The sequence below is a fragment of the Clostridium punense genome, assembly GCF_017874425.1.
GTDB lineage: Bacteria > Bacillota > Clostridia > Clostridiales > Clostridiaceae > Clostridium_J > Clostridium_J punense.
Genome location: NZ_JAGGLL010000047.1, coordinates 1 through 25,158, shown reverse-complemented (window position 1 = coordinate 25,158; position 25,158 = coordinate 1). Strand labels below are relative to the sequence as shown.

At 30.6% G+C, this 25,158-nt stretch carries 26 protein-coding genes and 1 pseudogene; 23 read left to right on the top strand and 4 right to left on the bottom strand.

What is annotated here, in order from left to right; genetic code table 11:
* Positions 1 to 584, bottom strand: a pseudogene (locus J2Z44_RS19190) (CAP domain-containing protein); the annotation flags it as partial.
* 609 nt (positions 585 to 1,193) lie between these two features.
* Between J2Z44_RS19190 and J2Z44_RS19185 the strand changes: the two are divergent.
* The 16 genes from J2Z44_RS19185 (at position 1,194) to J2Z44_RS19105 (ending at position 15,960) form a co-directional block, all read left to right on the top strand.
* Positions 1,194 to 1,985: a flavodoxin family protein gene (locus J2Z44_RS19185; RefSeq protein WP_021284700.1), complete on the top strand. Its 792-nt coding sequence runs from the start codon at positions 1,194 to 1,196 to the stop codon at positions 1,983 to 1,985.
* 377 nt (positions 1,986 to 2,362) lie between these two features.
* Entirely contained in the window at positions 2,363 to 2,779 is a 417-nt protein-coding gene (locus tag J2Z44_RS19180; RefSeq protein ID WP_021284701.1) for an NUDIX hydrolase, read from the top strand.
* A gap of 19 nt (positions 2,780 to 2,798) precedes the next feature.
* Positions 2,799 to 3,269, top strand: coding sequence for a GNAT family N-acetyltransferase (locus tag J2Z44_RS19175; RefSeq protein ID WP_021284702.1), 471 nt, complete (start codon positions 2,799 to 2,801; stop codon positions 3,267 to 3,269).
* Between the two features lie 184 nt (positions 3,270 to 3,453).
* Positions 3,454 to 4,416, top strand: a complete 963-nt coding sequence (locus J2Z44_RS19170) for an alpha/beta hydrolase (RefSeq protein WP_021284703.1) — start codon at positions 3,454 to 3,456, stop codon at positions 4,414 to 4,416.
* A 364-nt stretch (positions 4,417 to 4,780) separates the two neighbouring features.
* Complete coding sequence (locus J2Z44_RS19165; protein ID WP_021284705.1) at positions 4,781 to 5,752, top strand: GNAT family N-acetyltransferase; 972 nt, start codon at positions 4,781 to 4,783, stop codon at positions 5,750 to 5,752.
* Between the two features lie 575 nt (positions 5,753 to 6,327).
* Positions 6,328 to 6,867 (top strand): RNA polymerase sigma factor, encoded by a 540-nt coding sequence (locus tag J2Z44_RS19160; RefSeq protein ID WP_021284707.1) that lies wholly within the window; start codon positions 6,328 to 6,330, stop codon positions 6,865 to 6,867.
* Positions 6,860 to 8,221 (top strand): hypothetical protein, encoded by a 1,362-nt coding sequence (locus J2Z44_RS19155; protein WP_021284708.1) that lies wholly within the window; start codon positions 6,860 to 6,862, stop codon positions 8,219 to 8,221. The genes J2Z44_RS19160 and J2Z44_RS19155 overlap by 8 nt, the downstream gene beginning before the upstream one ends.
* A 14-nt stretch (positions 8,222 to 8,235) precedes the next feature.
* Complete coding sequence (locus J2Z44_RS19150; RefSeq protein ID WP_021284709.1) at positions 8,236 to 8,409, top strand: GyrI-like domain-containing protein; 174 nt, start codon at positions 8,236 to 8,238, stop codon at positions 8,407 to 8,409.
* Between the two features lie 301 nt (positions 8,410 to 8,710).
* The gene (locus J2Z44_RS19145; protein ID WP_021284710.1) at positions 8,711 to 9,310 is read left to right on the top strand and encodes a CPBP family intramembrane glutamic endopeptidase; all 600 of its coding nucleotides are present in this window, start codon (positions 8,711 to 8,713) and stop codon (positions 9,308 to 9,310) included.
* A 50-nt stretch (positions 9,311 to 9,360) separates the two neighbouring features.
* Positions 9,361 to 10,350, top strand: coding sequence for a phosphotransferase enzyme family protein (locus J2Z44_RS19140; protein ID WP_031271792.1), 990 nt, complete (start codon positions 9,361 to 9,363; stop codon positions 10,348 to 10,350).
* A gap of 184 nt (positions 10,351 to 10,534) precedes the next feature.
* Positions 10,535 to 11,428, top strand: coding sequence for a phosphotransferase enzyme family protein (locus tag J2Z44_RS19135; RefSeq protein ID WP_021284713.1), 894 nt, complete (start codon positions 10,535 to 10,537; stop codon positions 11,426 to 11,428).
* A 103-nt stretch (positions 11,429 to 11,531) separates the two neighbouring features.
* Positions 11,532 to 12,713: a GNAT family N-acetyltransferase gene (locus J2Z44_RS21680; RefSeq protein WP_021284714.1), complete on the top strand. Its 1,182-nt coding sequence runs from the start codon at positions 11,532 to 11,534 to the stop codon at positions 12,711 to 12,713.
* 742 nt (positions 12,714 to 13,455) lie between these two features.
* Positions 13,456 to 14,127, top strand: a complete 672-nt coding sequence (locus J2Z44_RS19120; protein WP_021284715.1) for an HAD family hydrolase — start codon at positions 13,456 to 13,458, stop codon at positions 14,125 to 14,127.
* 106 nt (positions 14,128 to 14,233) lie between these two features.
* Entirely contained in the window at positions 14,234 to 14,674 is a 441-nt protein-coding gene (locus tag J2Z44_RS19115; protein ID WP_021284716.1) for an NUDIX hydrolase, read from the top strand.
* A gap of 13 nt (positions 14,675 to 14,687) precedes the next feature.
* Complete coding sequence (locus tag J2Z44_RS19110) at positions 14,688 to 15,263, top strand: GNAT family N-acetyltransferase (protein ID WP_021284717.1); 576 nt, start codon at positions 14,688 to 14,690, stop codon at positions 15,261 to 15,263.
* Between the two features lie 67 nt (positions 15,264 to 15,330).
* On the top strand, positions 15,331 to 15,960 hold the full coding sequence (locus tag J2Z44_RS19105; protein WP_021284718.1) for an HD domain-containing protein: 630 nt from the start codon (positions 15,331 to 15,333) through the stop codon (positions 15,958 to 15,960).
* Positions 15,961 to 16,112: 152 nt separating this feature from the next.
* Here the strand turns inward: J2Z44_RS19105 and J2Z44_RS19100 are convergent, their stop codons facing one another.
* The 3 genes from J2Z44_RS19100 to J2Z44_RS19090 form a co-directional block, all read right to left on the bottom strand.
* Positions 16,113 to 16,478, bottom strand: coding sequence for a DUF4180 domain-containing protein (locus J2Z44_RS19100; RefSeq protein ID WP_021284719.1), 366 nt, complete (start codon positions 16,476 to 16,478; stop codon positions 16,113 to 16,115).
* A gap of 215 nt (positions 16,479 to 16,693) precedes the next feature.
* A complete protein-coding gene (locus tag J2Z44_RS19095; RefSeq protein ID WP_021284720.1) occupies positions 16,694 to 18,601 on the bottom strand; it encodes a S8 family peptidase in 1,908 nt (635 codons plus the stop codon).
* A gap of 213 nt (positions 18,602 to 18,814) precedes the next feature.
* Positions 18,815 to 19,522 carry a CPBP family intramembrane glutamic endopeptidase gene (locus J2Z44_RS19090; protein ID WP_021284721.1) on the bottom strand — a complete coding sequence of 236 codons (708 nt, stop codon included), beginning with the start codon at positions 19,520 to 19,522 and terminating at the stop codon, positions 18,815 to 18,817.
* A 210-nt stretch (positions 19,523 to 19,732) separates the two neighbouring features.
* On the opposite strand from J2Z44_RS19090, the gene J2Z44_RS19085 reads away from it, so the two are divergent.
* From J2Z44_RS19085 to J2Z44_RS19055, 7 genes are all read left to right on the top strand, one after another.
* On the top strand, positions 19,733 to 19,966 hold the full coding sequence (locus J2Z44_RS19085; RefSeq protein WP_021284722.1) for a hypothetical protein: 234 nt from the start codon (positions 19,733 to 19,735) through the stop codon (positions 19,964 to 19,966).
* 269 nt (positions 19,967 to 20,235) lie between these two features.
* Positions 20,236 to 20,658: an OsmC family protein gene (locus J2Z44_RS19080; protein WP_021284723.1), complete on the top strand. Its 423-nt coding sequence runs from the start codon at positions 20,236 to 20,238 to the stop codon at positions 20,656 to 20,658.
* 159 nt (positions 20,659 to 20,817) lie between these two features.
* On the top strand, positions 20,818 to 21,894 hold the full coding sequence (locus J2Z44_RS19075) for a methyltransferase domain-containing protein (RefSeq protein ID WP_021284724.1): 1,077 nt from the start codon (positions 20,818 to 20,820) through the stop codon (positions 21,892 to 21,894).
* Between the two features lie 334 nt (positions 21,895 to 22,228).
* Entirely contained in the window at positions 22,229 to 22,480 is a 252-nt protein-coding gene (locus J2Z44_RS19070; RefSeq protein ID WP_021284725.1) for a hypothetical protein, read from the top strand.
* 346 nt (positions 22,481 to 22,826) lie between these two features.
* Positions 22,827 to 23,375 (top strand): NUDIX hydrolase, encoded by a 549-nt coding sequence (locus tag J2Z44_RS19065; RefSeq protein WP_021284726.1) that lies wholly within the window; start codon positions 22,827 to 22,829, stop codon positions 23,373 to 23,375.
* Positions 23,365 to 23,844: an HIT family protein gene (locus J2Z44_RS19060; RefSeq protein WP_021284727.1), complete on the top strand. Its 480-nt coding sequence runs from the start codon at positions 23,365 to 23,367 to the stop codon at positions 23,842 to 23,844. Before J2Z44_RS19065 ends, J2Z44_RS19060 begins: the two co-directional genes overlap by 11 nt.
* A gap of 197 nt (positions 23,845 to 24,041) precedes the next feature.
* Complete coding sequence (locus J2Z44_RS19055) at positions 24,042 to 24,884, top strand: GNAT family N-acetyltransferase (protein ID WP_209649955.1); 843 nt, start codon at positions 24,042 to 24,044, stop codon at positions 24,882 to 24,884.
* Positions 24,885 to 25,158: the final 274 nt, after the last annotated feature.

Genomic DNA, 25,158 nt, shown 5'->3' with positions numbered 1-25,158 from the left:
GTTCTTTCCTGGTTAACATAAGTTAGAATTTCTTTTTCAACTGTATCTAGATATACAAAGCTCTTATTGTTTGGATTAGCTGGCACACCACTTGGTACTGTAGTACTTGGTGTTGTAGCTGGTGTTTCAACTTTTGGAGCTTCTGTTTTTGGTTCTTCCTTAACAGGGGTTTCTACTGTTGGTTCCTCTATTACTGGAGCTTCAGTCTTAGGATTATCTATTACTGGAACTTCCACTTTAGGTACTTCAGTTTTTGGTGTTTCTACAGTTGTATTATCATTTATTACTGGAGTTTCTTCTACTGAATTGTCTTCATCAGCAACTACACAATCTTCATTAGGTAATTGAACTTGTATTGGTACTATACTGTCACAAGAATTTTTAAGGTTTAAAGGTAAATCTATAGTTTGTCCACCATTTTGTGGACTAGAAATCTGTTTTTGAACTACTGCTGTAGTTGGAAATTTAGGTAATTCTACATTCTTAGCAACTGTTCCAGCTGTGTTTCCAAGAACTGCTCCTGTTGCTGGACCTCCTGCAGTACATAATGAAAGAATTAAAGCTAATATTTTATTAGTTATCATATATCAACAACTCCTTATTTTTTATTTTGCTGCTTATTTCCTTGGGGATATGTGTAACTCCTTGTGGCAATCAGTAGCTTTTATTTCTTCAGTGCCTTGCTGATGAACATATCTTAACATGGGACAAAAGCTAAAACAACCCCTGTCCAAAGGTTTCATAATAGGGGCAAGATTATCCAAATAAGCTTTTGTTATTTCTTTATAAACTATAAAAAGCTAAAAATAAATAACCTACTTCTATTAATGGATTACTAGAATATTTAAATCAAAGGGGACAGGGCGAGGGGAATATCAGTGAATTCTTTCTAGAGCATTTATCACCAGATAATAATATTCTCACGATAGATACAAGGAAATAGAAATTAAGGTATATTATTACAGTTATTATGTGGTAAAATTGTATTAACCTTTGTTATTGGCGGGAGTTTAGGTAGTATAAACACTGTTTTAGCAATGGGATGAAGTGTACCCAGATAAATACGCCATTAAAACCGACATTAGAAATAAACAACTTTATGTTGGTAAGATTCATAGTGAAATAGCTTGCGTATATGTTATAAAAGACGAAATTAATAATATATATTTAATAATATAATGGAGATATGTGAAATGAGAATATTGATAATCAATGGTAGTCCACGTAGGGGAAATACATGGCGTTTAACAGAGGAGGTAAAAGAACAAATAGCAGTTATCGATACTACAGTAAAATTTGAGGAGATACATTTAAGTGAATTAAATATTCCATTTTGTATAGGCTGTAGCGTGTGTTTTAGAAAGGGGCATATTTTTTGTCCTCATAATCAGTATATCCAGCCTATTATGGATAAAATTGAAAGTTGTGATGGAGTGATTATTTCTGTTTCTTGTTTTCAAGGAGCCGTTACTGCCCTTACTAAAAATTTTACCGACCATTTAGCATTTTTACTTCATCGCCCCAGATACTTTTATAAAAAGGCTTTAATTATTTCAACTACAGGCGGTGTCTCTGCAAATAGTGTTACACAATCTCTCGCTAATACTTTACCAGGCTGGGGATTTAATAAATGCTATCAATTGCCTATTGTCGCATTGAGTTGGAATGACTATAAACCAACTGAAAAACATAAAAAAAGGGCATATAAAATATCCAAGGCATTTTATATGGATTTAAAATCAAGAAAACTTCACTCACCAAAAATTGGAGTTTTAATTCCTTTCAACTTATTCCAAGCCATGAGTAAGGACTACGCATCTGGAGCAGAATACTCAACACAAGATGGTGTTTTTTGGGAAAAGTATATTGGTATGAGATATGCCCCAGGAATCCCGTTGCCGATATATAAAATGGCGATTGGGAGAATTATCTATCAAATAGGGAAATATCTTTCACCAAAGATGATTGTAACATACAAAAAATGAATATATCCTTATAATGGCATGTTTCGTAATATTCTTAGTAGATTCATCAATCATAAATTTATAGGCAATTTCCATCAAAACTTTAATTAAATTAAAGTATTAGATGTGAATTGCCTTTATTTTTTGAGCTGCGCAAATAGTATAAGATTAAAGGTATATTTTTACAATAGCCTCATGGTAAAATGTAACTAGTAAGGAGAGTACTTACTACAAATTTTACAAATTAGCGTAATTGAAGTTTTTAAACTTTATTTAAATTATACAAAATAGTAAGTTTGTGAGGAGAAGTTTATTTGAAAAAGTAGAAGTTAGTGTTGAGGAAGAAAAAAGTTGTAAGAAATATTTAATATATTTTCTGATGCTGAGGTGATGGTTTAGTGGTTCAAAGAGTTAATGTGCAGGTATTTGTCTTTTGTAAAAATCCATGTTTTAAAGTGCTTATTTTAAAACGAACCCCTGAGAGGAGTGGGTATTGGCAACCAGTATGTGGTGGTGTTGAGACTGGGGAAAATTTCATAGAAACAGTACTGAGAGAGGTTTGGGAAGAGACAGGAATAAGTAATATGAAGTTAATTAGAGATTTAGAGTATACGTTTGAATATGAAGAACCTAAAAACGGTGTATTGTTAGATATGCAAGATTTTTGTTTTGCAGCCGAAGTTGAAGATATACCTGAAGTAAAATTATCTGAGGAACATGAGGAGTATAAATGGTGTTCTTATGATGAAGCAAAAGAATACTTGACATGGGAACATAATTTAATTGCATTAGAAAAGTTAATAAACAATATCTAAAATAACTGGGGGAATAACAATGGAATTGACAGCACAAAAACTTTCAGAAGAACAAGCAAAGGAGATTTCAGAATGGAAATACTCTGGAGAATACTCAATTTATAATCTTCCGTCATGGGACAAGATGGTTGAAGAAAATTATTCGCTGACTGATGCTGTAAGAAGAGAAAGATACATAGGTTATGTAAATGAGGAGGGTCAGTTAGTTGGATTTGTAAACTTATTAGATGAAGGAGATACAGTATTCTTTGGAATTGGCATAAACCCGAACTCTTGTAATAAGGGAGTAGGAAAAATAATAACTAAGCTGGCTCTAGTGGAAAGTGAAAAAAGATTTCCTAACAAGCCTGTTGTATTAGAGGTTAGGACTTGGAATAAAAGGGCAGTGAATTGCTATAAATCACAAGGTTTTGAAATTGTTGAAACGAAACAACAAGAAACCTATATTGGGCTTGGAGAATTTTATGTAATGAGATATGAATTAAAATAATCTTATTGTAGACTACTTTATTAAATTTAGTAATTATAATTTATTTCAAATTCACTGAGGACAAAAAACTATAATAATACATCAAAAGACTAGATATATCCACTTTATATACTTATAAGCCCATATCTGTTAAAATTAAACTATTGGTAATAACTTAAATAAGTACCAATTAAAGGAGGAACTTATGAAATATAAAAATTTTCATGAATTTGAAGAATCCTACTCAAGATCCTTTTCTGAAAATAAGTATGATGAAGTTTTAAATATACTACTTCATGCAGAGGAACTTTTACCAAAAGATGAATATGAAGAAAATTTATTTGAACTTATGATTGATGAGTCTAGGATATATACTCAAACCAATAATAGTGAGAGCTGTATTAAGCTTATAAAAAGAGCAGTTGAAAAAGGTTATCCATTTCCACTACACTGGCCAATCTTTGATTTGTTAAGAAACCACCCCGAATATGAGTTTCTTCATAATTTAAATTCAAAGCTACTTCAACAAGCTAAAGAAAATTCTAAGTTTAAATATGAAGTTCACCTTCCAAAATCTTATGATCCGACAAAAGAACATCCAGTATTTTTTTGTCTACATGGTGATGGATTTCATTGTAACATAAAAAATATTAGCTGGTATTGGAAACCTGATGCACTTTTAGAAAAAGGGTACATAGTTGTATATCCTCAATCATCGCAAATGTATTTCCATAACAGCTTTGGCTGGCTTAGGGATCCAGCTCTATCAAGAAAAGAACTAAAAGCTTGCTATGAGCAATTACTATTAGACTATTCCATTGATGAAAGTAGTGTAATAATTGGAGGTTTCTCCGGTGGAGCCACTACTTCAATTAATATTGCTTTTGAAAACACTATACCAACAAGGGGTGTTATTACACTATGTCCTGGTGATTATTTAGATAGCGTGGGACTTGAAGACGCAAAGAAACTAGCAGAAAGAGAAATGAAAATAGTTATTCTTGAAGGGGAGAAGGATACTGACCCAGTTGTTCAGCATATTTTAAAATTATTTAAGGAAGTTGGACTTGCTCATGAATACCATATTAATAAAGGAATTGGACACTGGTATCCAGAAGATTTAACTGAAAAAACTTTGAAGTCTGTGGAGTTTATTGTTGGTAACTAGCTGGAAAAGTAGTTAAAGAGGTGCTAAAGAAAACAAGTTGTTTTGGTGAGAATTAATCATTCACTGAAGACATTTTATTAAGTGTAAGAAGTGTAAAATAGAACGAAGATTTCTATAAGCAAGTGTGTGGGAAATAGTACCAATAGCTACTTGATTGCAGATGTAAAATATTGTATAATAAATATATAGATTTTGAAATGGAGGTGGATAAAATGATGAAAATTAATATGGCGACAGGATCAGTAGTTATTTTATCTGCTTTTAATAAAAAGGATTAATTAATTATTCTTTTTCATAGCGGGATATAAACACCTCTGGTTTTGTCGGAGGTGTTTTATTTTATTTTTAAAAGGAGAGGTTCGCTATGAAAGAAATTAAATTTATTCAAATTGATAAGGGAAATGTAAAACAATTTCAGCAGCTATTGAACATGTGGATTCCATATTTTAAAGAGATAGGAAGTTCAGAAAGTGACTCAATGATAACTGAATATGCCAGGCAAAGAGTAAGCATACAAGGAAGTCGAGATGATATGCACTTTGAACTTTGCTTTGATGATAGTATTTTGATTGGATTCTGTTTTTATGCTGTTGACTTAGGTGGTATTAAAGGAATATTACCTCCTAATATGGGATATATAATGGAATTTTATGTTTTACCACAATATCGCCGTCAAGGATACGGAAGTGAAATGTTTAAGCATATAGAAAAGACTTTTTTAAGCCATTGCATAGAAGCTATGTATCTAACACCAGATGAAGTTAATGGGAAGCCATTTTGGTGCTGTCTAGGCTTTGAAGATAGTGGTAAAATAGATCCAGATAATCACAGTCCTATATACATTAAAAAGGTTGAAATTAAAAATAATATGAAACAAATTGAATTTGTATTAGTTAACAGAAATAACCCTGATAGTTGTATGGATTTCATGAGGCTAGGATACGAGTATATGAGAGAAGTAGCGTCGGATTGTTCTTTACAAATACATGAGAAGTTTCTTAATAGTATCCTTAATAAACAAGGTGAAAATAATCGTTGGTTAGCCTTGTTAAAGGTTGATAATGTATCCGTTGGATTTATACATGCTAAGATTGATAAAGATGAAAGGGTTGATTGGGGATATATAATGGAATTTTATATAGACCCATCCTATAGAAGAAATGGACTTGGAACACATCTTTATAATTTTGCAAAACAGAAGTTTATCTTTTGTGGAGTCAAAAATCTATGGCTTACTGCTAATAAGATAACTGGGGAGCCATTTTGGTTTTCTATAGGATTTAAGGACACAGGTAAGCTAGAGAATGAATTAAAAGTACTAGAAATTTCAATATAACATTTAACAACATTTTGGAAGCTTCAAGTCTGCCATCTTCTAAAGTGGCAGTTGCTCAGCTTATAAAATATGATTTGGTGGCAGTCAAAATCTGCTTCCAAAGTTGTTAGATAAAATAAATTTTTAATAAATAATCTTCTTATAGAAAGACTAAAATAAACCTCGGTAATTATTTAAATACCCTATTATTATAAGTTTGGCGTAGGTTATTTTTTAGGTTTAATTAACTCATATTACGATATAGAAAATGAAACCATAGACAATTTACAGTTAAAGCTTTAACTAAATTAAAGTATTAGCTGTGAGTTGTCTTTAGTTTTTATTTAAGATAAATGAATGACTTTAGGTATAATTTATCCTATTAGGTAAGAGAGTCTTTCAGGTGGGAATGCTCTCTTTTTATGCATAGAAATATATCTATAATGCCTCTTTTAAATTTAATTTTAATGAGGGTATTTATTGAAGTTAGTCCATATGATTACAAAATTACAAATTATATTTAAAAAATGTCAGAATTGTAAGGGGATATTCGTTATATTTAGTAAGGGTACTCTTAAACAGGAAGGAGTGATTAAGTGGAGATTTCATCAGATGAAAATTTTCAAAATAACATGATTGCACAACTTTATGATGCTTATGAAAATAAAATGTATGGGATTGCATATTCAATTTTACATAATGTAGAACAAGCGGAAGATGCAGTTCAGGATGCATTTATAAAGTTGATTCCACATATTTCCACTATTCAAAGAATAGAAAGTTTAAAAACAAAGAGATTAGTTGTATATACAATAAAAAATATTGCCATTGATTTATATCGTAGGAATAGGAAAGAAACTGAATTATTTACTAAAGAGGTAGAGGAAAAAGTAATAAGTGAAAATCAAAATGGGGTTTCTTCTGTAAAAACAATAGAAGATAGATATATGATTACACAACTACTTTCAAAATTACCAGAAAAATACCGTGAGATAATTCAATATCGTTGCTTTTATGAACTTAGCTATAAGGAAATCTCATCATTGTTAAATATAAGTGAAGATGTAGCAGCTAAAAGGTATGAACGGGGTAGAAGGATGGTAAAAGAAATGATAGGAGATGAAATGTATGGATAGTAAAACTGATTTTGATAAATTGCTATATCTGTTAGGTCAAGAAAATACTATAGAAGAGTTAAACAACTATAAAGAGTCTCATGAATTTTCGGAGAAATATAAAAGTAAAAGAATGAAAATCATTAATAATAAAGACTTCACTGAAAATATTGGTAAAAAGGGGAAAAAAATTATGAAGAAAAAGATAATCGTGCTCATTGCAGCTATTACAGCTACTTTAGCAATAACTGCAACAGCCTATGGTGCAGTTAGGAAATATTTAGTTACAACAAGTAAGAATGAAGAAACAGGAACTCTTACTTATAATATTCAAACAGAAACTGCACCTACTAAAGTACCTGTAATGAAGGTGGTTCCTGGATACATTCCTGAAGGATATATAGAAACTGCAAATGCTCTTGGAAAGTATCATCCTAATGGTGACCTTAGTGTAGGCGGAATAACCATTTGTCAGCCATTCTATACAAATCATTTTAAGGAAGTTTATGTAAGTGATGTAGAAGAAGTTACCCTAGGTGGCGTAAAAGCACAAATACTTACAAGAGAAGGAATGGAGTATAAACATATTATCAATATGTTCTATGAAGACGGAGGCTATGTAGTTACAATTTATGGCGCTAATAATACATCTTTAGAAGAACTTAAAAAAGTAGCAGAAAATATTAAATGTGAACAGGTTCCTGGAGAGTTTATAGATCTTGAAGCTAATAAAGCAACTGAAGAAAAAGCAGAAGAATTTGTGGAACCTACAATTACAAATGATCATATATTTAATATAGGTGAAGAAATAATAGATGAATGGGCTCCTTATAGAAACCCAATTTTTACTATAAATAAAATTGAAGTCTTGGAAAAACTACCGGAATTAGATAAGAATTGCTTCTATGATTATAATAAGTACCTTGAATTTACAAATGAAGATGGAACACTAAAGAAGTATGAAAGAGTTAACTCTCGTAAATGGGAAAATAATAGAATGAATACTGTTACTGAAACCGTAGGAATGAAGTTTGTTGCTGTAAATTTAACCATGAGGAATCCTTTTGACAAAGAATTAAAAAACATAAATGTTTATCCAAGAGTTTACTCTATGGAGAAAACATCAAAGGGTACACTTAAATCGCTAAATGATTATAGTGGTTGTGAACTTTCAATGGATAATGCACCATTTTATTTTGATCAATCAGATTATGAAGGTAAAAACTTCTACTTCTGTGATTTTGCACCTAATGAAATTAAAGAAGTTTACTTAGTTTATGCAGTAGACGAGGACCAAATTGACAATGCTTACATTAAGTTCAATCAAAGTGGGAATGCAGCTTGTGTTGGAAGTTACATTAAAATGACTAAATAAAAATTAAAAGGTCTATGCCAAAATTTTATTTTGACATAGACCTTTTTTACAATTGGACAGAATGGTTACTATCATCTGGATATAGACGAGCTAATGAAAATTACCCTGACATTGAAGTATATCCAGAGGAAGATTTACCTAAAGATAACTTTAAATACGAACTTTGGTTTCCAGTTGAAAAGATATAAATAAATCTAATAATCATTATCTATGATTAGGGTATTTCACAACTTTCTTATTTAAGGGCTAAAATAAAGTTATAGACAATTTCCATCTAAGCTTTAATTAAATTAAAGCTTTAGATGAGAGTTGTCTTTATTTTTTGATTTAGGTAAATAATAAAGGACTACAGGTATATTTTTACACTACATCCATGGTAAAATATAATTTATAAGGAAATTATTTACTAAATAATCCATAAAATAATTTATAAATATCATAAGTGTAAATTATTTCGGATTTTTATTTTCCAATCAAAGGAGGAATTTTATGAGTTGGTTTTTCCTTATAATAGGATTGACTTTAACATTGTGGGATATTTTCTTTATAGCTAAGACTTTACAAGGAAATATAATTAAGAGATTTGTATTTATATTATCAGGTGTCACTGTTATAAAAGTAATATATCCTTCATATATGCTAATTACTTATAAGGAAACTTTGATATCACTTATTATTGGGTTAGTATTTCTAATTACCCATTTACTTATTGCAAAGGGAATAAAATTAAGGTTTAGTGATATTAATGTAGGTATTATTAAGACTTGTATACTTATTTACTTTATTGAATTACCGGCTGAAGAATTATTATATAGGGGTATACTGCTAATTCCATTAATAAATATGACTAACCCAGTAATTGCTATATTCATATCATCTGTGTTGTTTGGAGCATTGCACATAAAAACATGGAATAATAAATTTGTATGGATAGGTTCTTTTTTACTTGCTATGACATGTGCTATCAGTGTAGTTATATCAAAAAGTATCTGGACAGCAATTATTATACACAATCTTAATGACTTTGGGTATTTAACTTTAGTAAACAAAAGGGATATATTTACCCATAGGAGTGCTAATTATAAATAATGCTGGAGGTTCAGTTAGCAGCAAGTTATTTCAGCAAGGAGATGAAGGGATTGAAGAAGGAAGTAAAAGAATTATTAAGTGAACATATTTTAAAGGAAGCTGCAAAGAGATTTGGGGTAGATATTTTAACTGTAAATTTAATTGGGGATTTTCAAAATTTTATTTATGAATATAAAAAGCAAGATAAATTATACATTTTAAGGTTAACCCATAGCTCACATCGAAAAGAGGAAATGGTGAGAGGGGAACTAGATTGGATTTTATACTTAGTTAATAATGGAGTATTAGCTTCAAAGCCTATTAATTCCATACAAGGTAGATTAACAGAAAGAGTTTATGTAAAAGATTCATACTTTATTGTTACATCTTTTGAGAAAGCTATTGGCAAGAAAATTGGATATCCTGAATGTATTAGTAATGATGAATTATTTGAGCAATGTGGCATAGTAACAGGGAAGATGCATTTTTTAGCTAAGAAATATATACCTTCAGTAAAAGAAATTCAAAGACCAGAATGGACAGATAACTATTATTTGCAGAATATAAAGAATTTTATTCCTGTTGATCAATATAAAGTCTATGAAAGTTATGAGGCTATAGTAAATAAAATTAATCAACTCAGTAAAGATTCAAATTCATTTGGAATTATTCATGGAGATATTAATGTTGGAAACTTTATATTAAGTGATGAAGGAATTAATATTTTTGATTTTGATGAGTGTCAATATAGTTGGTTTGTAGAAGATATAGCTATTCAACTATTTTACATTATCTATGTCTTTTTAGATGATAGCATAGATGAGAGACAAGCTCAGGCACAGCATTTTATGGAAAGTTTCATGAAAGGTTATTCTAAGGAAAACTCTATAGATGAGTACTGGTTAAAACAAATACCTATATTTCTTCAACTCAGAGAACTCATTGTTTATATAGGAATACACCGTAGTGTTGCTTTGTCAAACTTGAGTGAGTGGATGAAAAATTACATTTTGCAAAGCAAATCGAGAATTGAACAACAAATTCCTATAGTGATGCTCTAAATGTGATTTTTCAACCTACATCTATCAGTAAGCCACTTATGGCCTGAGCAGTAATGAAGTGGGTACAGGATGCAAAAGTAGCTTTGGATGAAGATATAAACAAATATCAGAAAACTTGGAAACAACTAGAGGGTAAACTATTAGTAGAAAGATAATTTTAAAATATTGGTAGGTGAATAAAATAATGATAAATCTTAAGAATGAAATGATTAGAGCGTATGGTCTAAACTTAGAATTAAAGTCTTTTGGTGATAATGAAGCTAGAAATAATGTTTTTCTAGGAGAAGGTAAGGACAAGTCTTTTATAGTGAAACTTGAAGATGTTAACAAATTAGAGCAAGTAGAGTTATCTATATATGTTGCTACAAACTTATTAAAATCAAGTTTGGTAAGCTCCTCCAGGTATGTTAAAACTAAAGATGGAGAAAATTTTCATGTGATTGAAGATAAAGTACTTACAGTTCAAAAGAAGGAAGATTTAATTAGCATTAAGTTTGAAACAAAGGAAGATTTTAAAGTTATAGGTGAAGTTATTGGAGAATTTCATTTGCTTTTATCAAATATGAATATAAAAGGTCTTAAAAAATCAGATTTCTACAAGGATTTTATGTGGGGGAAAGTGCCCCTTGCACAATCCCATAAAAGACTAGAAGAAATAGAAATATTTTATAAAAAGTATACCCCTAATTATGAACTGTTAACGAAAGGGGTAGTTCATAATGACTTGAATTTAAATAATATTTTCTTTGTAGGTGAAAAATACTTTCTTATTGATTTTGAATTTCTCAAAGAGAGCCCAATGATTAGTGATTTAGGAGTTTTAGCATTAGAACTTTGGGATTATAAAAAGGGAAATCAAGATTACATTGATAAACTTAATTATCTTCTTGAAGGTTATGAGAAAAAAATTGAGTTATCTCAATATGATAAGGATAAAATAGTGAATTTTTCATTAAGATATTTGTTTAGTGATGAGAATTGGTATAACTATTGGTCTTTTAATGGAAACCAAGCTGTAAGAGAACTAATTCCGATAATTAGAGAGAAACAAAACTTGTTATTGAAAATAATTAGTTAATTATATTAAATTTTAAATTATAAATGGGTGAATAATTTTAAGTGAACAATAGATTAGTAGGAAATAAGCAATAAAGCAATATAAAAGTGAGGGGATTTTGATTATGGAGTACGAAATTATACATTTGCCAAAGGAGAAATGGAAGGGAACTATAATTCCTATAGGGTACACTACAGATAAGTATTATGATGTTATAGTAAATAAAACAGATAAAGGCTTTGCTATTGGCATAGAAAAAAGAGACTTTACAGAGCCAGTAACTCATACCCCAGAAGAATATAATTTTCCAGATAAGTTGTATGAAGACCATTGGGAAAATGCATATGCTTGGGGAGTATTAGTAAATGATGAGCTAGTTGCAGCTATTGAGACAGATCAAGAGTTATGGTCTAATAGGCTAAGAATTACAGAACTTTGGGTAGCAGAAAATTATCAAAAGCAAGGAATAGGACATGCTTTAGTTGAGATGGCAAAGGAACAAGCAAGAAGACAGCGCCGCAGAGCTATTATACTAGAAACACAATCTTGTAATGTTAATGCCATAGATTTTTATCAGCATGAAGGTTTTACGCTTATTGGTATGGATACTTGTTGCTACAAAAACAATGACTTACAAAGAAAAGAAGTAAGGTTAGAATTTGGGTGGTTTCCAAAGAAAAAGAAAAGGTTAAGACGTGAAGAAGTAGAAATTAGAATGGAAACAGAGGAAGATTGGTACAAGGTAGAACTTATGACTCAGCGTGCCTTTTGGAATAATCATCATCTTGGATGTGACGAGCATTACCTTGTGCATAAGATGCGTCAAGATAAAGACTTTCTTCCAGAACTAAGTAGAATAGCAGTAAAGGATGGAGAGATAATTGGGTATATAATGTATTCTAAGGCAAGAGTTGTTGATGGTGAGGATACACATGAAGTTGTAACTTTTGGACCTCTTTGTGTAGACCCTAAATGGCAAGGCTGTGGAGTTGGCGAGCTGTTATTAAGAGAAACTATGGACCTAGTTAAGAATAAAGGGTATAAAGGCATTATAATTTTTGGAGAACCAGACTATTACCCTCGAATAGGATTTAAAACCTGTGATAATTTTAATATCACATCTGCTGAGGGTAGGAACTTTGATGCCTTTATGGGTATTGAGTTATGGGAAGGAAGTATGGAAGGTATAAAAGGGAAATTCTATGAATCTGAGCTTTTTGAAAATCTTCCAAAGGAAGAAGTAGAAGAGTATAGTAAAAAGTTTCCAAAGCTTAAAAAATTAAGATTTCCAGGGCAATGGGATTAGTTAATATTAAAATCAGTTATGCAAATATTAAATAAGATATATTTACATTGAGAAGCAAATATATGAGATCGCCGCAGTTTATATAGGAGTTTCCATTGCATATGGTAAAGATATGATTAAATGGGCTGATGACATTTTTAAGTATTATATTCTGCATGAAGGTGCAAAGCCGGCTAAAAAAATGGAATTGAATATGTAAAACATGAATTACAAATGTGGAAAAAGCATCTTCGGGCTTATATAATTGGTGGAATCATGCAGATAAGCACGATTGTCGTTATTGATAATATCTCACGCACCAAAGCTTTATTTTCTATATGTATCCTTTGGTCCATAATTGTTGCCGTAGACTTCTTGATTTCTATAAGTTATTTTGTTTGGAAAAGAACCTAGAGAACTAATAAAAATAAATGAATTTACAAGAGGGATTCTATTTAGGCTATTTTTAGTACAGTGAAATTTAACTTAGAAGTTAACTATTTGTAGACAGTTTCTAACTAAAGCTTTAATTATATTAAAGTTTAGGCAGAGATTGTCTTTATTTTTCATTTTCTTCTAATAAGTAAAAATTTTACGTATATTTTTACAATACATGCATGGTAAAATATAATTTATAAGGAATTTATTTACTTATAAATTTATGAATTAATCTATATATTTAAAACTCTAGATTTAAAGGTTTAGTAAGTAAGCAACAACCTAAATGATGAAAAGTTAATTAAGAAAGACTGGTGTAAAATATATGTTTTTTGATACTATACTTTTTGATTTAGATGATACATTACATGATAGAAAGAAGTCATTATGCAAGTTTATTGACCTTTTTATACTTGAATACTCCCATGCGTTGCCCTATGATAGTAAGTTAATTATGAAAGAAGTTTTTTTAAAAATTGATTGGCAAGGGTATAGACCACGAGAAGAAATGTTCAAGGAGCTTCAAAGCAGAATTTTATGGAGGTATAAACCAAGTCTAAAAGAATTAGTTGATTTTTGGAATAAGGAGTTTCCAAAATGTGCTGAACCTATGGCGAATGTAGATAAAGTTTTAGATTTTTGTATTCAAGAAAATATAAAAATGGGAATGATAACAAATGGTTATTCTGATTTTCAAAATAGAAAAATTGATAAATTGAACTTGAGAAAGTATATGAAAGCTATCATTATTTCTGAAGAGGTTAATGTTACAAAGCCTAACCCTGAAATATTTCATCTTGCTTTATCTAAAATCAATTCAAATAGCAAAACTACATTATTTGTTGGAGACAACCCTCTGTGTGATATAAAAGGAGCAATTGATGGTGGCCTAACTTCTGTTTGGTTAAGTGGTGGACAAGTGTGGGAGATAAAACAATATGTGCCAAAATACATTATTAATAATATATCTGAACTTATGAATATATGGTCTAAGTAATTGAAGTGTTAATAAAATAATGTTTTAATACCGTATATTCAGATACACTTTTAAGGTGTTTCAGTATTATTTTAAAATATGAATAATTATTAATGGGGTGTAGTGTGTGTTTAAAGTAAACTTTTATGAATTAAATACTATAGAAGATAGTAAGTTAAAATTTGCTGTAATAATGGCAAAATTCAATGGACAGTGGCTTTATGTGAGGCATAAAGATAGGAACACTTGGGAAATTCCAGGGGGACATAGGGAAGAAAATGAAAGTATTAATGATGCTGCATCAAGAGAATTATATGAGGAAACTGGGGCAACAAAGTTTAAATTAACTCCAATATGTGTTTACTCTGTAGAAAGCGATGAAAATATTAACTATACAAAGTCTTTTGGGCAATTATTTTACTCAGAGGTAGAAGGTTTAGATAATGAACTTCGTTATGAAACAAGTGAATTTAAACCCTTTAGTGATATGCCAGATAATTTAACTTATCCTTTGATTCAGCCATTTTTACATAAGAGGACATTAGAGTTTTTAAAAGAGAAGAAATAGAGGGAGATATTTTATGAGAGAAATAGTATACGATAATTATTATTGGCAAAATGATTTAATTAGACTTAGAGCTTGGAGAGAGGAGGATTGGGAATGGGATTATTATACTAATTTTGATAGTGTAGCAGGGAGATTAGTAGATTATATGATTGAACTTCCACCGGTAATCTCTGATTCAAAGAAGTCTTCTGAAAGAATTGCAGATTTTTCAAGCAGCAATGGTAGAACATTTTTTGCTATAGAAACCTTAGAAGGAGTACATGTTGGAAGAATAAACATATTATTAGATGATGACAGAAATGGGACTTTTGGAATTGGACTTAAAGTTGCTAGAGAATATAGGGGTAAGGGTTACGGAACAAGTGCTGTGGAACTCCTTTTGAAATATGCATTTATGGAAAGACGATTAAACAAGTATTCTATAAGTGTTTTAGAGGGAAATGAAGCCTCTATTAAAATGCACAAAAAACTTGGATGTGAACAAGAAGGGATTTTAAAACAAAATATTTATACAAATGGTAGATATTACGATGAGATATACTTCGGATTAACAAAGGACAGGTATCTAGAAAGTAGATTATCCAAATAAAATAAATATATTTGAGTAACTAGGCATCAGGATTATAAATATAAATTAGACTACATAGGAGGAGAATATGTTTCCAAGTAGAGAAATGGCTGAGAGGGAATTAGAGATAGCAGGAAAGTTAAACCAAGGACCCTGGATACAACATTCTATTAATGTAGGATTAGCAGCTGAAATCATTGCTGAAAAATGTAATGATATTAACCCAGACAAAGCATATGTGTTAGGACTTCTTCATGATATTGGTAGAAGGTACGGTATAAGTGCAAGAAGGCATGGTATTGATGGATATAAATTTATGATGGAGAAGGGTTGGGATGAGGCAGCTAGAATTTGTTTGACACATTCATTTCCAGTTACTGATTTTGACAAGGAAATAGGGGGAAATGATATGAGTGAGGAAGAAAGTGAATTTGTAATAAAGTATTTAAGTGACATAGTTTATGATGACTATGATAAATTGTTGATTGTTTGTGATTCAATTGCAGATGCTCAAGGTTTTTGCATGCTAGAAAAAAGGTTTGTTAATACAACAAGACGCTATGGAACATTTCCATTTACTGTGGAACGCTGGAATGCAACATTTGAAATGAAAGAATACTTTGAACAGCTAATGAATTGTTCTATATATGATATTCTTCCAAATGTAAAAGAGACTACATTTATAGATGCACCGCTATGGAAACCGCCAGTAAGTTGAGAAAAAGATAGAAAATATTAAGCAATCACCAAGGTATGAAGAAATAATGAAATGTGATATGGCTAAAACAAAACAGAAATTAGAATAAAAAAAATCTAGGGACTTTAAGATTACTATAGTAAAATAGTTATCTTAAAGTCCCTACATCAATCTTATACCGAACTTAATTTTTCAATTGCTTGCTTTTCATCTGGTAAGAAGAATATATGCCTTCCTTTATTACTCTCATAAATAAAATCCCTCAAACTCTTACTTGTATATACAGAAAAATCTCCTACAATGGCTAGTTTCACATTGTAATTCACAAACTTTTGCAATACATCCCCTGCAAGCTTGGTACTTAAATTAAAAAAGTCCTCACATACTGCTGATTTATTTAAAACTACACGATTACAGCGTGTATCATAAGTTGCTGTCATAATAAAGTCTAAGGCTGACTGAACATCCGTTATCAGTATTTCACTGCTATTTATAACCGCAATCTCAATATTCTTTTCTTTAGCTATGGTTATCTTCATTATAATCCTCCATTTCTGAAATAAGTTTGTCGTAAAATATGATCCTGTCTATTATTATAGCTTAAGAACAAATATAATTCTAATATCCTAAAAAGCATTTATCTTAAGATTGATATCTACAAGAGTAGAAAATGCCAATGAGGACTCAGCTCATCATAATATACATCTAGAATATTTAGTTTCATAAAAGTATAACATCATAAATAATAAAAGTACTATTTATTTACCCTTATAAACAATTCAGGAGGAATATTCATATACAAGTAACTAGAAGACTTCCTTTCGGGATACCTAGCTATGATATTGTCATTAGTATTACCTCTATCCTTACTTATTGATACCAAAATTTCATATAATTTATTAATACTTAGTTTTCCATAGCCCCACTCACGATTTGGGTATATTATACTTTCATCTTTTACCGTTGAAGCAATTAGAAGGTTTTTTAATTCAGGGGGGGAAAGACTACTAAGTCTTCCCTGCACTATTGACCACTGATATACTAATGCTACTGTGCCAGCTAATATAGCGCTTGCCATAGAAGATCCACTACCAACTACTACTGAATTATTTAAACCTGCCGTTAGCAAATTAGTTCCTTCTATTGCAAAGGAAGGTTTTATTACTCCTACTCGTGGAAATCCTTTTCCAGAGGATTCAATAATAGTATTAGTAATTCCATTGTAGCAGGAAGTTGCTAAGATATTTTCTGCAGTACAGGGAGTTAATAAAGTTGTAAATGGATCTGGAGCTAAAAACCTAGTATCCTCACTTAACAACTTAGAATTTAGTAACCATGCATCATAAAGTCCACTTACTATATAATCTCCAAAAAGACTTATTCTCCAGACACCTTTAACTGTATTTTTAATTACCATACTTATGCTTACAGATCCAGTGAGTCCTTCTTGTGCAAAGTACTCAATATTTATACCACTTTCCTCAAAGGTTAAATATTTGTTTTGTTCATTAATTGAGGGCAAAGGGACCCTGTTTATAGTTCCACCTAAAGGAGAAGTAACACTTATTGATATAATATCTGGTCTTCTGGTGTAAATTGTAATACTTAAAGAACTTTGTGTTTCTCCTATATTTATTAATATTTCTGCTGTTTGCCCAGTGGCCTCAATTATCCCACTGCTATGAGTATTCCCTATGCCTTGATCACCAGTATCAGTAATTATACAAAAGTCCTTCCTTAGTGTTAAATTATCAATATATCTTTCTAGTATGGTACCACCATCACGACCTCCAAAATTTGTACCTATAGGTAGGCATACCACCATGGGCCTTTTAAGTTTTAACTGTAAGTCAGAAAGATATCTAATTGCTGATGATATGTTTGTAGATTGGTAAACATTTTTTACACTTTGTGCTATTCCTGCTGATTCTAAGGCGTAACTTTTTGCTTCTTCTAACTTCACAATGGCAAATTCACATTTTGGAGCTACACTCTTAAATTTAGGTATTACATCTTGACTTCTTCCGCCAATTAACCCTGCTATAGCTGTTCCATGACCAACCTCATCCCGATGGGGCACAATATCATAAGGTGACCTTCCAATGAGAGCAGTATTTATTGCTTCATTTATATTTTCACGTCTGTACTCACTACCATAGGGGAAAATTTCTGGACTTGTTCCAGTATTTATAGTTTGATCCCATATGGCTACAATCCTACTTTGTCCTGTTTCTGTCATAAACCTAGGATTTAAGTAATCTATACCTGTCCCAATGATTCCAACTATTACGCCTTCACCATCTAGTGGAATACTCCCCTCATAAACACTACCTGTTTGTGTCAAATCATTATTTATTGTTAATTCAGAGAGGGTATAGATAAAGTTTCTTTGAATACCTGTAATTTCACCAACATTTTCAATTAAGGTGTTTAACATTCCCCTTTGTACAAATAATATGGCAAAAAATTTTTCAGTAATATAAACATCTGCATAATCAATGGAATCTAATGCAGATATTATATCTCCATAGTATTCTATTAAGTAGGTTTCATAATTTCCACTTTGGTAGTATTCTTTAAAAGTTTCTGCAGGAAGTGTATTACTTGGAACTCCTAATTCTCTATGTCTATTAGTGGAGTAATCTAAATCTCCATATTTCATAATGATTTATCACCCTATTTTACTCATTTGCTTTTAGTATATTGACTTTAACATAGATATGTTCTTATATTTAATTTAAGGTACAAAAAGAACTATAAATGCTTATAGTTCTTTATAAAATATCATCTTTAATAAATCTTTTTATTCTCTCAGTATGGTCTAAAGCCTTTGTTGTAGCACCTAGCTCTACACAATTTAGAATTTGCTAAGTTGTTATTTATCAACTATGCTTGAAGCAAGGTCTGCAATCCAATGTGGAATAATTGCTCCATATAGTGAATTTGTTTTCATATAAATATAGTTTAATATGATATGTGTAAAGAAAAGGTCTATAAGCCAAAATAAATTATTTATTGTTAGTGCTTTTAATGACATACCATAAGCTATCATTCTATAAGGGAAATGCATAAGCATAAATAATAGGCCTGTTGCAATAATGGCAACCCACTGTCTTTTTATAATTCCACAGAGTCTAGTACTGATATAGCCTCTGAAAACAATCTCTTCACTCAAGGCTACAAAGAAAAAATAGATAACTAAAGGAAGAATATTACCTATATCAATTAATTTGCTTCCTTGTAATAAATAGGAGCCGCAATTATTAAAAAACAGAATAATAGCTAATATGCTTCCTATACAACAACTCTTTTTCCAATTACCTTTATAAATTCCTATAGTGTCTAAAGTTTGTTTTCTGAACTTAACAAATAGAATAGTTATCAGTATCAGCAAAATGTTGAATATACACCCCATTATTAGAATATTATTTTTTACAAAGGTCACTTTAATATCTAATATAGCAAGAATTGAATACATGAAAATAATTATTCCGAAAAGAAATAAGGAAAGTAAACCATCTTTTGTGGTATATAGTTTTAAATTATCTCCATAAGATTTGTCATTTTGAAAAATACTCCTCATTATAATTTTATCCCCCATAAAAATTACTAATATCTTGAACTAAAAAATTATCTGCACCTTTTAATTATAACATATTTTGTAAGCAAATTATTAATGATACAGTATCTTAGTGTGAGGTAACTGGCACTGTGAAGAATAGAAAAAATGCCTTTATGGTAATATAGTTTTTATAGTATAATTTGTTTAATAAAATTGAATGGAGGCATAATTATGAACCAGGGACAAGAGAAATTTTATGAATTTATTTTAGAGAGAGTACAAGAAGATAAAGTTGAAGAAGCAAGATTATTGCTTGAAGAAAATTTCAAGAAGCAGTCACAAGGTGATTTTACACAGGAAGATGCTTTGAAGTTTATTCCTAAAATGATTTCCTATCTGAAGCCTGAAATGGTTGAAGAAGTTCAAGGAATTATGAAACAATTCGCTGCAAATATACCACACTAACATTTAAAGCAGGCCCAGATTATAAATAGAGCCTGCTTTTTTCATGTTTTTTTAATCATTGATGACACTTATAAACCACACAAATCCATACTTGCATTCAATTCCATCATTTAATTTATTCGGTAAATCCCAATAGAACTATTTCAAATTATTATATTATTAATAATGAATAATTTTAATACACGATACACTCACCAATGTATAGTGTAAAATAGTAGTAAATCATAATATATTTTCAAATAATGTAAATAGAATTTTAGGGGGTTATTATGAATAGTAATTTGACAGTAACAGCAGATTTAATAAATGACAAAGTAAGATTTTCAGGGACTTCACGTGATAATCATGAAGTAATTATTGATTCTATAGATGGAGATGGGTATACTCCCCTTGAGATATTCCTTATGAGTCTAGCAACCTGCAGTGGAATGACCTTGGCTTTATTACTTAGGAGGATGAACAAGGAAGTAGCTGAATTAAAAGTAGTTGCTTCTGGTGAAAGAAGGACAACTCCTCCATCATATTTTAAAAGTATACATTTAATATTTGAACTTACATCAAAGGATTTACAGGCAAGTGAGATTGAAGAGACTATAAAACTAATGGAAGAATCTATGTGTCCAGTTTGGAATATGGTGAAAAATAATGTTGATATAAGCAGTGAGTATAGAATCACAAATTCATCCTTATGAGGAACCATTAATAAATATTATTCCAATTGTAAATGAACTATTTGAATAGAAAATTAAATAATTCATATTTTCAGCAATAACCTTGCATAAATGAAACTAAAGGTGCAAGGAACTTTACTTATTTATCTACTATACTGTTCTTAGAGAGGGGGGATACGTTTGAACTGGTATGAACGAATTAATGAAGCCTTTGACTATATTGAAGAACATTTAGATAGTAACATTGATTTAGATATGGTTGCCAATATAATGGGGCAATCTACAGTTAGTTTCCAGCGAACATTTTCTATATTTATGAATATATCAATATTCGAATATATTCGTAGAAGACGTATGACATTAGCGGCTATTGAATTACAAACAAACTCTATAAAGGTCATTGACTTAGCCTTGAAATATGGTTATGAATCTCCAGAGTCATTTACGAGAGCTTTTAAAGAGATTCATGGGATATCACCATCAGCAGCACGTAAGAAGGCTGTTCAACTTAATCTATTTCCACGTATCACTTTTCTACTAACAGTAAAAGGGGATATTGAAATGGATTATAAAAATGATAATGGGAGCGAGCAAATTATCAACCTTAATGGATTTAATTGGGAGAACACTGATCCATCGCCACAGCTTAAGCCTTATGATAATTGCATTTACTTAGCAAATAAGTGGAAGGAATCAGGTTATGTTGATGTTTTAGATTTAGGGACAGGACTTGGCCGCCACGCTATTTATTTTTCAAAGCAAGGTTTCAATGTAACAGCAATGGATATTTCAGAGTATGCTGTTCAATACTTAAAAGCCTGGGCTGCAAAGGAAAATTTACTTGTAAATGCAGAGGTTGGTGATATGCAATCTCTCAATTACCCAAGCAAGTCCTTTGATTGTATCTTTGCTTATCATGTTATTTCTCATACTGACTCATCTGGCATTAAAAAAACAATTGCAGAAATTGAAAGAGTACTGAAACCAAATGGTGAAGTATATTTATCATTTTGCTCCAAGGAAAGTACAGAATTTATTGAAAGTAGATCAAATAAAATAGACAAAAACACTGTTATAAGCCAAGATAAGCTTGAAAAAGGCATACCTCATTTCTATGCTGATTTAAATGATATCAAAGAGCTTTTAGCAAATTTCGACATAGAACTTATAAAGCATACAGAGTATTTCTATAGTGACTTCAATCCGAATAACCATAGAAGATCAAAGTTTTATTATGTTAATGCGAGGCTAAAGTGAAGAAAATAAGCAAAATCTGCTGAAAGTTTAAATAGTTTAAAACTGATTTTGGTCACTGAGAGTAAAAGAAAAGTGAAAAAATTATTAAATTAGTGGAGAAAAAAGAAAGCTGTTGACTTACAATGACTTTCGTTTAAAATAGGAATAATATTCTCTGCAATTGCAATGATTGCATAAATAAATAAGAGTTATCTCTACTATATTTGAGGAGCAATATAATAAAGAGATAAATATGCTATACTTTTATGAGTTAAGATAAAGTTTTGAATTACTATAAATTATGCTTTACTTAACAAATATATAGAAGTTTGGAAGATAGAGAAGGAGGCTAGTTATGATTGAGTACAGATTTGATACACAGCTATTAATTGAAGGGGAAAATCTTTCAGAAGATGCAATAAATGATTATATCTCAAAAAACTTTCAAGGTGATTGTTTGCTTGTAGTTGGGGATGAAGAGCTGATAAAAATACATTTCCATACCAATACTCCCTGGGAAGTTCTTGAATATTGTGCTTCATTAGGGGATATTCATGATGTTGTCGTAGAAAATATGGAGCGACAAGCTAAGGGTCTTAAGGGCTAAAAAATAAATAAGTTTTCCATAATTTAATATATTACAATTCCATTTTATTTTAATAGTAGTGGTTCTTATTTTGAATATATAATAAGTAAGACTAAGTGTTAATGATAGCTAAAGTGATAGTTTTTTTATTACCACTTTAGCTATATATACTTAAAGTTCTTAAACTAGACTCACGCAAAAAATAAATTTTTTAAATTATAGTAATCTAAAGAGTGGAAAGTGTAGAATTACAATTGAAAAATGAGGCTAAATACATATTCTTACATAATAGTTATGGTATAATAAGTCTAAATTACTAAGGAACAGTATTTTAAAACAAAGAGGTTTTTAGATTGGGGATGAAAATATGCTACCTAAAAGATTAGACAGAACTATTATTTATGAAAATCCATGGGTGAACTTATACGTTGATAAGGTTATGTTTCCTGATGGAAGGTTAATTGAGAAACACCATTATTTACACTTTGAAAGCCAATCAGTGGGAGTAGTAATAGAAAATGATAATGATGAAATTCTCTTGATTCAATCCTATAGATATACTACTAATTCAATAGAATGGGAGATACCAGCAGGAGGAATTGAAAAAGGAGAAACTCCAGAAGAGGCTGCTAAAAGAGAAGTTTTAGAAGAAACAGGCTATAAGGTAACGGAACCTAAACTTATATGTACATATAACCCTTCGAATGGCATGTCTGATGCTGTAGTTAATATAGTAAGGTGCAAAGCAATAAGTTGCATTGAGGAATTTGATAAAAATGAAGTTAAAGAGCGTAAATGGATAAAAATCAGTGAAATTAAAAAGATGATAAGGGAAAATAAAATAAACTGTGGGTTGACCTTAACAGGACTGCTTCTTACATTCTCAGGGATTATGGAGGGTGAAAATGGGATTTAAAGATTTTATGAATAACCAGTGGCCAGATCAATGCATGGGATGCTCTGTTGGAAAGGGGGACATGCTACCTCCAGGGGGAATAATATATGGTACGGAAAATTTTGTTCTTCACCAAGACCCAGATGTTCCCCTTAGTGGATTTTTAATTGTTGCAGCTAAAAATCACATAAGGTCTATTGCAGAACTAACCTTAGAGGAATCTACAGAACTTTTTCAGTTAGTTTATAAAGCAAGGGTTGCTATGAAAGAAGTATGTGGTATTAATGAGGTTACAATTATTCAAGAAGAGCGCTCAGGTCACTTTCATCTATGGTTATTGCCTAGATATCAATGGATGAATGATAAGTTTGGCAACTCTTTAAATAATATAAGAGAAATAATGAACTATTCTAAAGAAAATCTTAAAACAGAAAATGATATAGATGCGGTTTTATTAGCTGTAGAAAAGTTAAGAGAGGCTTTTAACTAGCTCAGTGGTAAATCCATAAGAAGACAGTTTATAGGAAAAGCTTTAATTATATTAAAGCATTCGCCATAAATTGTCTTTATTTTTGTTTTTTTCCAATAAATAGAGTTATCAGGTATATTATTACAGTAATTATATGGTAGAATGGGATCAATTAGTAATAAACTAAATAGGGGCTAATGATTAGGAGGAGAATAAATATGATTAGAGATTATAAACAATCTGATATTGATGAAATTGTAAGAATATATACATTAGAATACAAGGCGATGCCAGCAGAAATTGAAAATTTGAAGTCTGCATCTAAAATTTTGGTATACGATGATAATGGAATTAAAGGATTTATTCATTTAGTAATGGGTGGCGGCCATTGTTATGTTGAAATGGGAGCTGCAACTGACGAACTAATAATACCAGTAGGTTTGAAACTTTGGGAAGAAGCTAAAAAACTTTTTATAGAGAAGTCTATAAATTTTATTGAGGTTTTTCATGTGAAAGATAATCTTACCTGGCAACAGCTATTTAATGAAATTGGATTTGAATATTGGTATTCTGTATATCGCTTTTCATATGATGGAGCTAAATTTAATGAACATAATATTCGCGCAGTAAAATATGAAGATAAGTATTACGAGGATAAAATAAGGCTTGAAAGTGAAGCTTTCTCAGTATTAAGAAGAGAAAATGATATTAAGCCATATAATTGGTATTTGAGTGCAAGCAAAGAGGCTATTGAAAATAATAGAAAGGCAACACTTGCGGAAAAAGAATACGTATATATCTTTTTTGAAAACAATGAGATGGTGGGTGCCTCAATGGTAAAAAATGCTGAGATAGATTTATTGTTTGTTAATATCAAATATCAGGGAAAAGGCTACGGTAAAAAAATATTAGAATTTACAATAAATAGAGGTTTAGAGCAAAATGCAGCAGGTGTGAACTTAAATGCATTAGCAAGTAATGAGAAAGCCCTTAAATTATATAAAAATATAGGATTTAAAGTTGTACAAGCCCAAGACTGTAGAAGACTAATTATAAAATAATATATTTCATATACAAAATAGCATAAGCGCTTCACCTAATAATGTACTCAGGTCAGTTTTAGCAGGTTTTGTTCAAGTTTTCAGAGTAGCCAAAGTATATTCCTTTACCTAGCCATACTTGGCTTTGTAAAGGAATGTCTTGAGTGCGAAACATTAGAAGATAGTCGTATTTTGATAATAGAACTAAACCGCTGCTCGGCGGTGGCGGATAAGGATCCAATTTTAAAATTTAGTTTAAAACTTAAGATATATTGATAGAGTGGTAGTTTCAAAG

Excerpts from the sequence above, each read along its gene's own strand:
- J2Z44_RS19085 (WP_021284722.1), top strand. The coding sequence starts at position 19,733 with ATGAACCAGGGACAAGAGAAATTTTATGAATTTATTTTAGAGAGAGTA.
- J2Z44_RS19080 (WP_021284723.1), top strand. The coding sequence starts at position 20,236 with ATGAATAGTAATTTGACAGTAACAGCAGATTTAATAAATGACAAAGTA.
- J2Z44_RS19175 (WP_021284702.1), top strand. The coding sequence starts at position 2,799 with ATGGAATTGACAGCACAAAAACTTTCAGAAGAACAAGCAAAGGAGATT.
- J2Z44_RS19065 (WP_021284726.1), top strand. The coding sequence starts at position 22,827 with ATGCTACCTAAAAGATTAGACAGAACTATTATTTATGAAAATCCATGG.
- J2Z44_RS19165 (WP_021284705.1), top strand. The coding sequence starts at position 4,781 with ATGAAAGAAATTAAATTTATTCAAATTGATAAGGGAAATGTAAAACAA.
- J2Z44_RS19105 (WP_021284718.1), top strand. The coding sequence starts at position 15,331 with ATGTTTCCAAGTAGAGAAATGGCTGAGAGGGAATTAGAGATAGCAGGA.
- J2Z44_RS19095 (WP_021284720.1), bottom strand. The coding sequence starts at position 18,601 with ATGAAATATGGAGATTTAGATTACTCCACTAATAGACATAGAGAATTA.
- J2Z44_RS19100 (WP_021284719.1), bottom strand. The coding sequence starts at position 16,478 with ATGAAGATAACCATAGCTAAAGAAAAGAATATTGAGATTGCGGTTATA.
- J2Z44_RS19070 (WP_021284725.1), top strand. The coding sequence starts at position 22,229 with ATGATTGAGTACAGATTTGATACACAGCTATTAATTGAAGGGGAAAAT.
- J2Z44_RS19170 (WP_021284703.1), top strand. The coding sequence starts at position 3,454 with ATGAAATATAAAAATTTTCATGAATTTGAAGAATCCTACTCAAGATCC.
- J2Z44_RS19185 (WP_021284700.1), top strand. The coding sequence starts at position 1,194 with ATGAGAATATTGATAATCAATGGTAGTCCACGTAGGGGAAATACATGG.
- J2Z44_RS19055 (WP_209649955.1), top strand. The coding sequence starts at position 24,042 with ATGATTAGAGATTATAAACAATCTGATATTGATGAAATTGTAAGAATA.
- J2Z44_RS19060 (WP_021284727.1), top strand. The coding sequence starts at position 23,365 with ATGGGATTTAAAGATTTTATGAATAACCAGTGGCCAGATCAATGCATG.
- J2Z44_RS19090 (WP_021284721.1), bottom strand. The coding sequence starts at position 19,522 with ATGAGGAGTATTTTTCAAAATGACAAATCTTATGGAGATAATTTAAAA.
- J2Z44_RS19150 (WP_021284709.1), top strand. The coding sequence starts at position 8,236 with ATGCCAAAATTTTATTTTGACATAGACCTTTTTTACAATTGGACAGAA.
- J2Z44_RS19155 (WP_021284708.1), top strand. The coding sequence starts at position 6,860 with ATGGATAGTAAAACTGATTTTGATAAATTGCTATATCTGTTAGGTCAA.
- J2Z44_RS19135 (WP_021284713.1), top strand. The coding sequence starts at position 10,535 with ATGATAAATCTTAAGAATGAAATGATTAGAGCGTATGGTCTAAACTTA.
- J2Z44_RS19120 (WP_021284715.1), top strand. The coding sequence starts at position 13,456 with ATGTTTTTTGATACTATACTTTTTGATTTAGATGATACATTACATGAT.
- J2Z44_RS21680 (WP_021284714.1), top strand. The coding sequence starts at position 11,532 with ATGGAGTACGAAATTATACATTTGCCAAAGGAGAAATGGAAGGGAACT.
- J2Z44_RS19145 (WP_021284710.1), top strand. The coding sequence starts at position 8,711 with ATGAGTTGGTTTTTCCTTATAATAGGATTGACTTTAACATTGTGGGAT.
- J2Z44_RS19110 (WP_021284717.1), top strand. The coding sequence starts at position 14,688 with ATGAGAGAAATAGTATACGATAATTATTATTGGCAAAATGATTTAATT.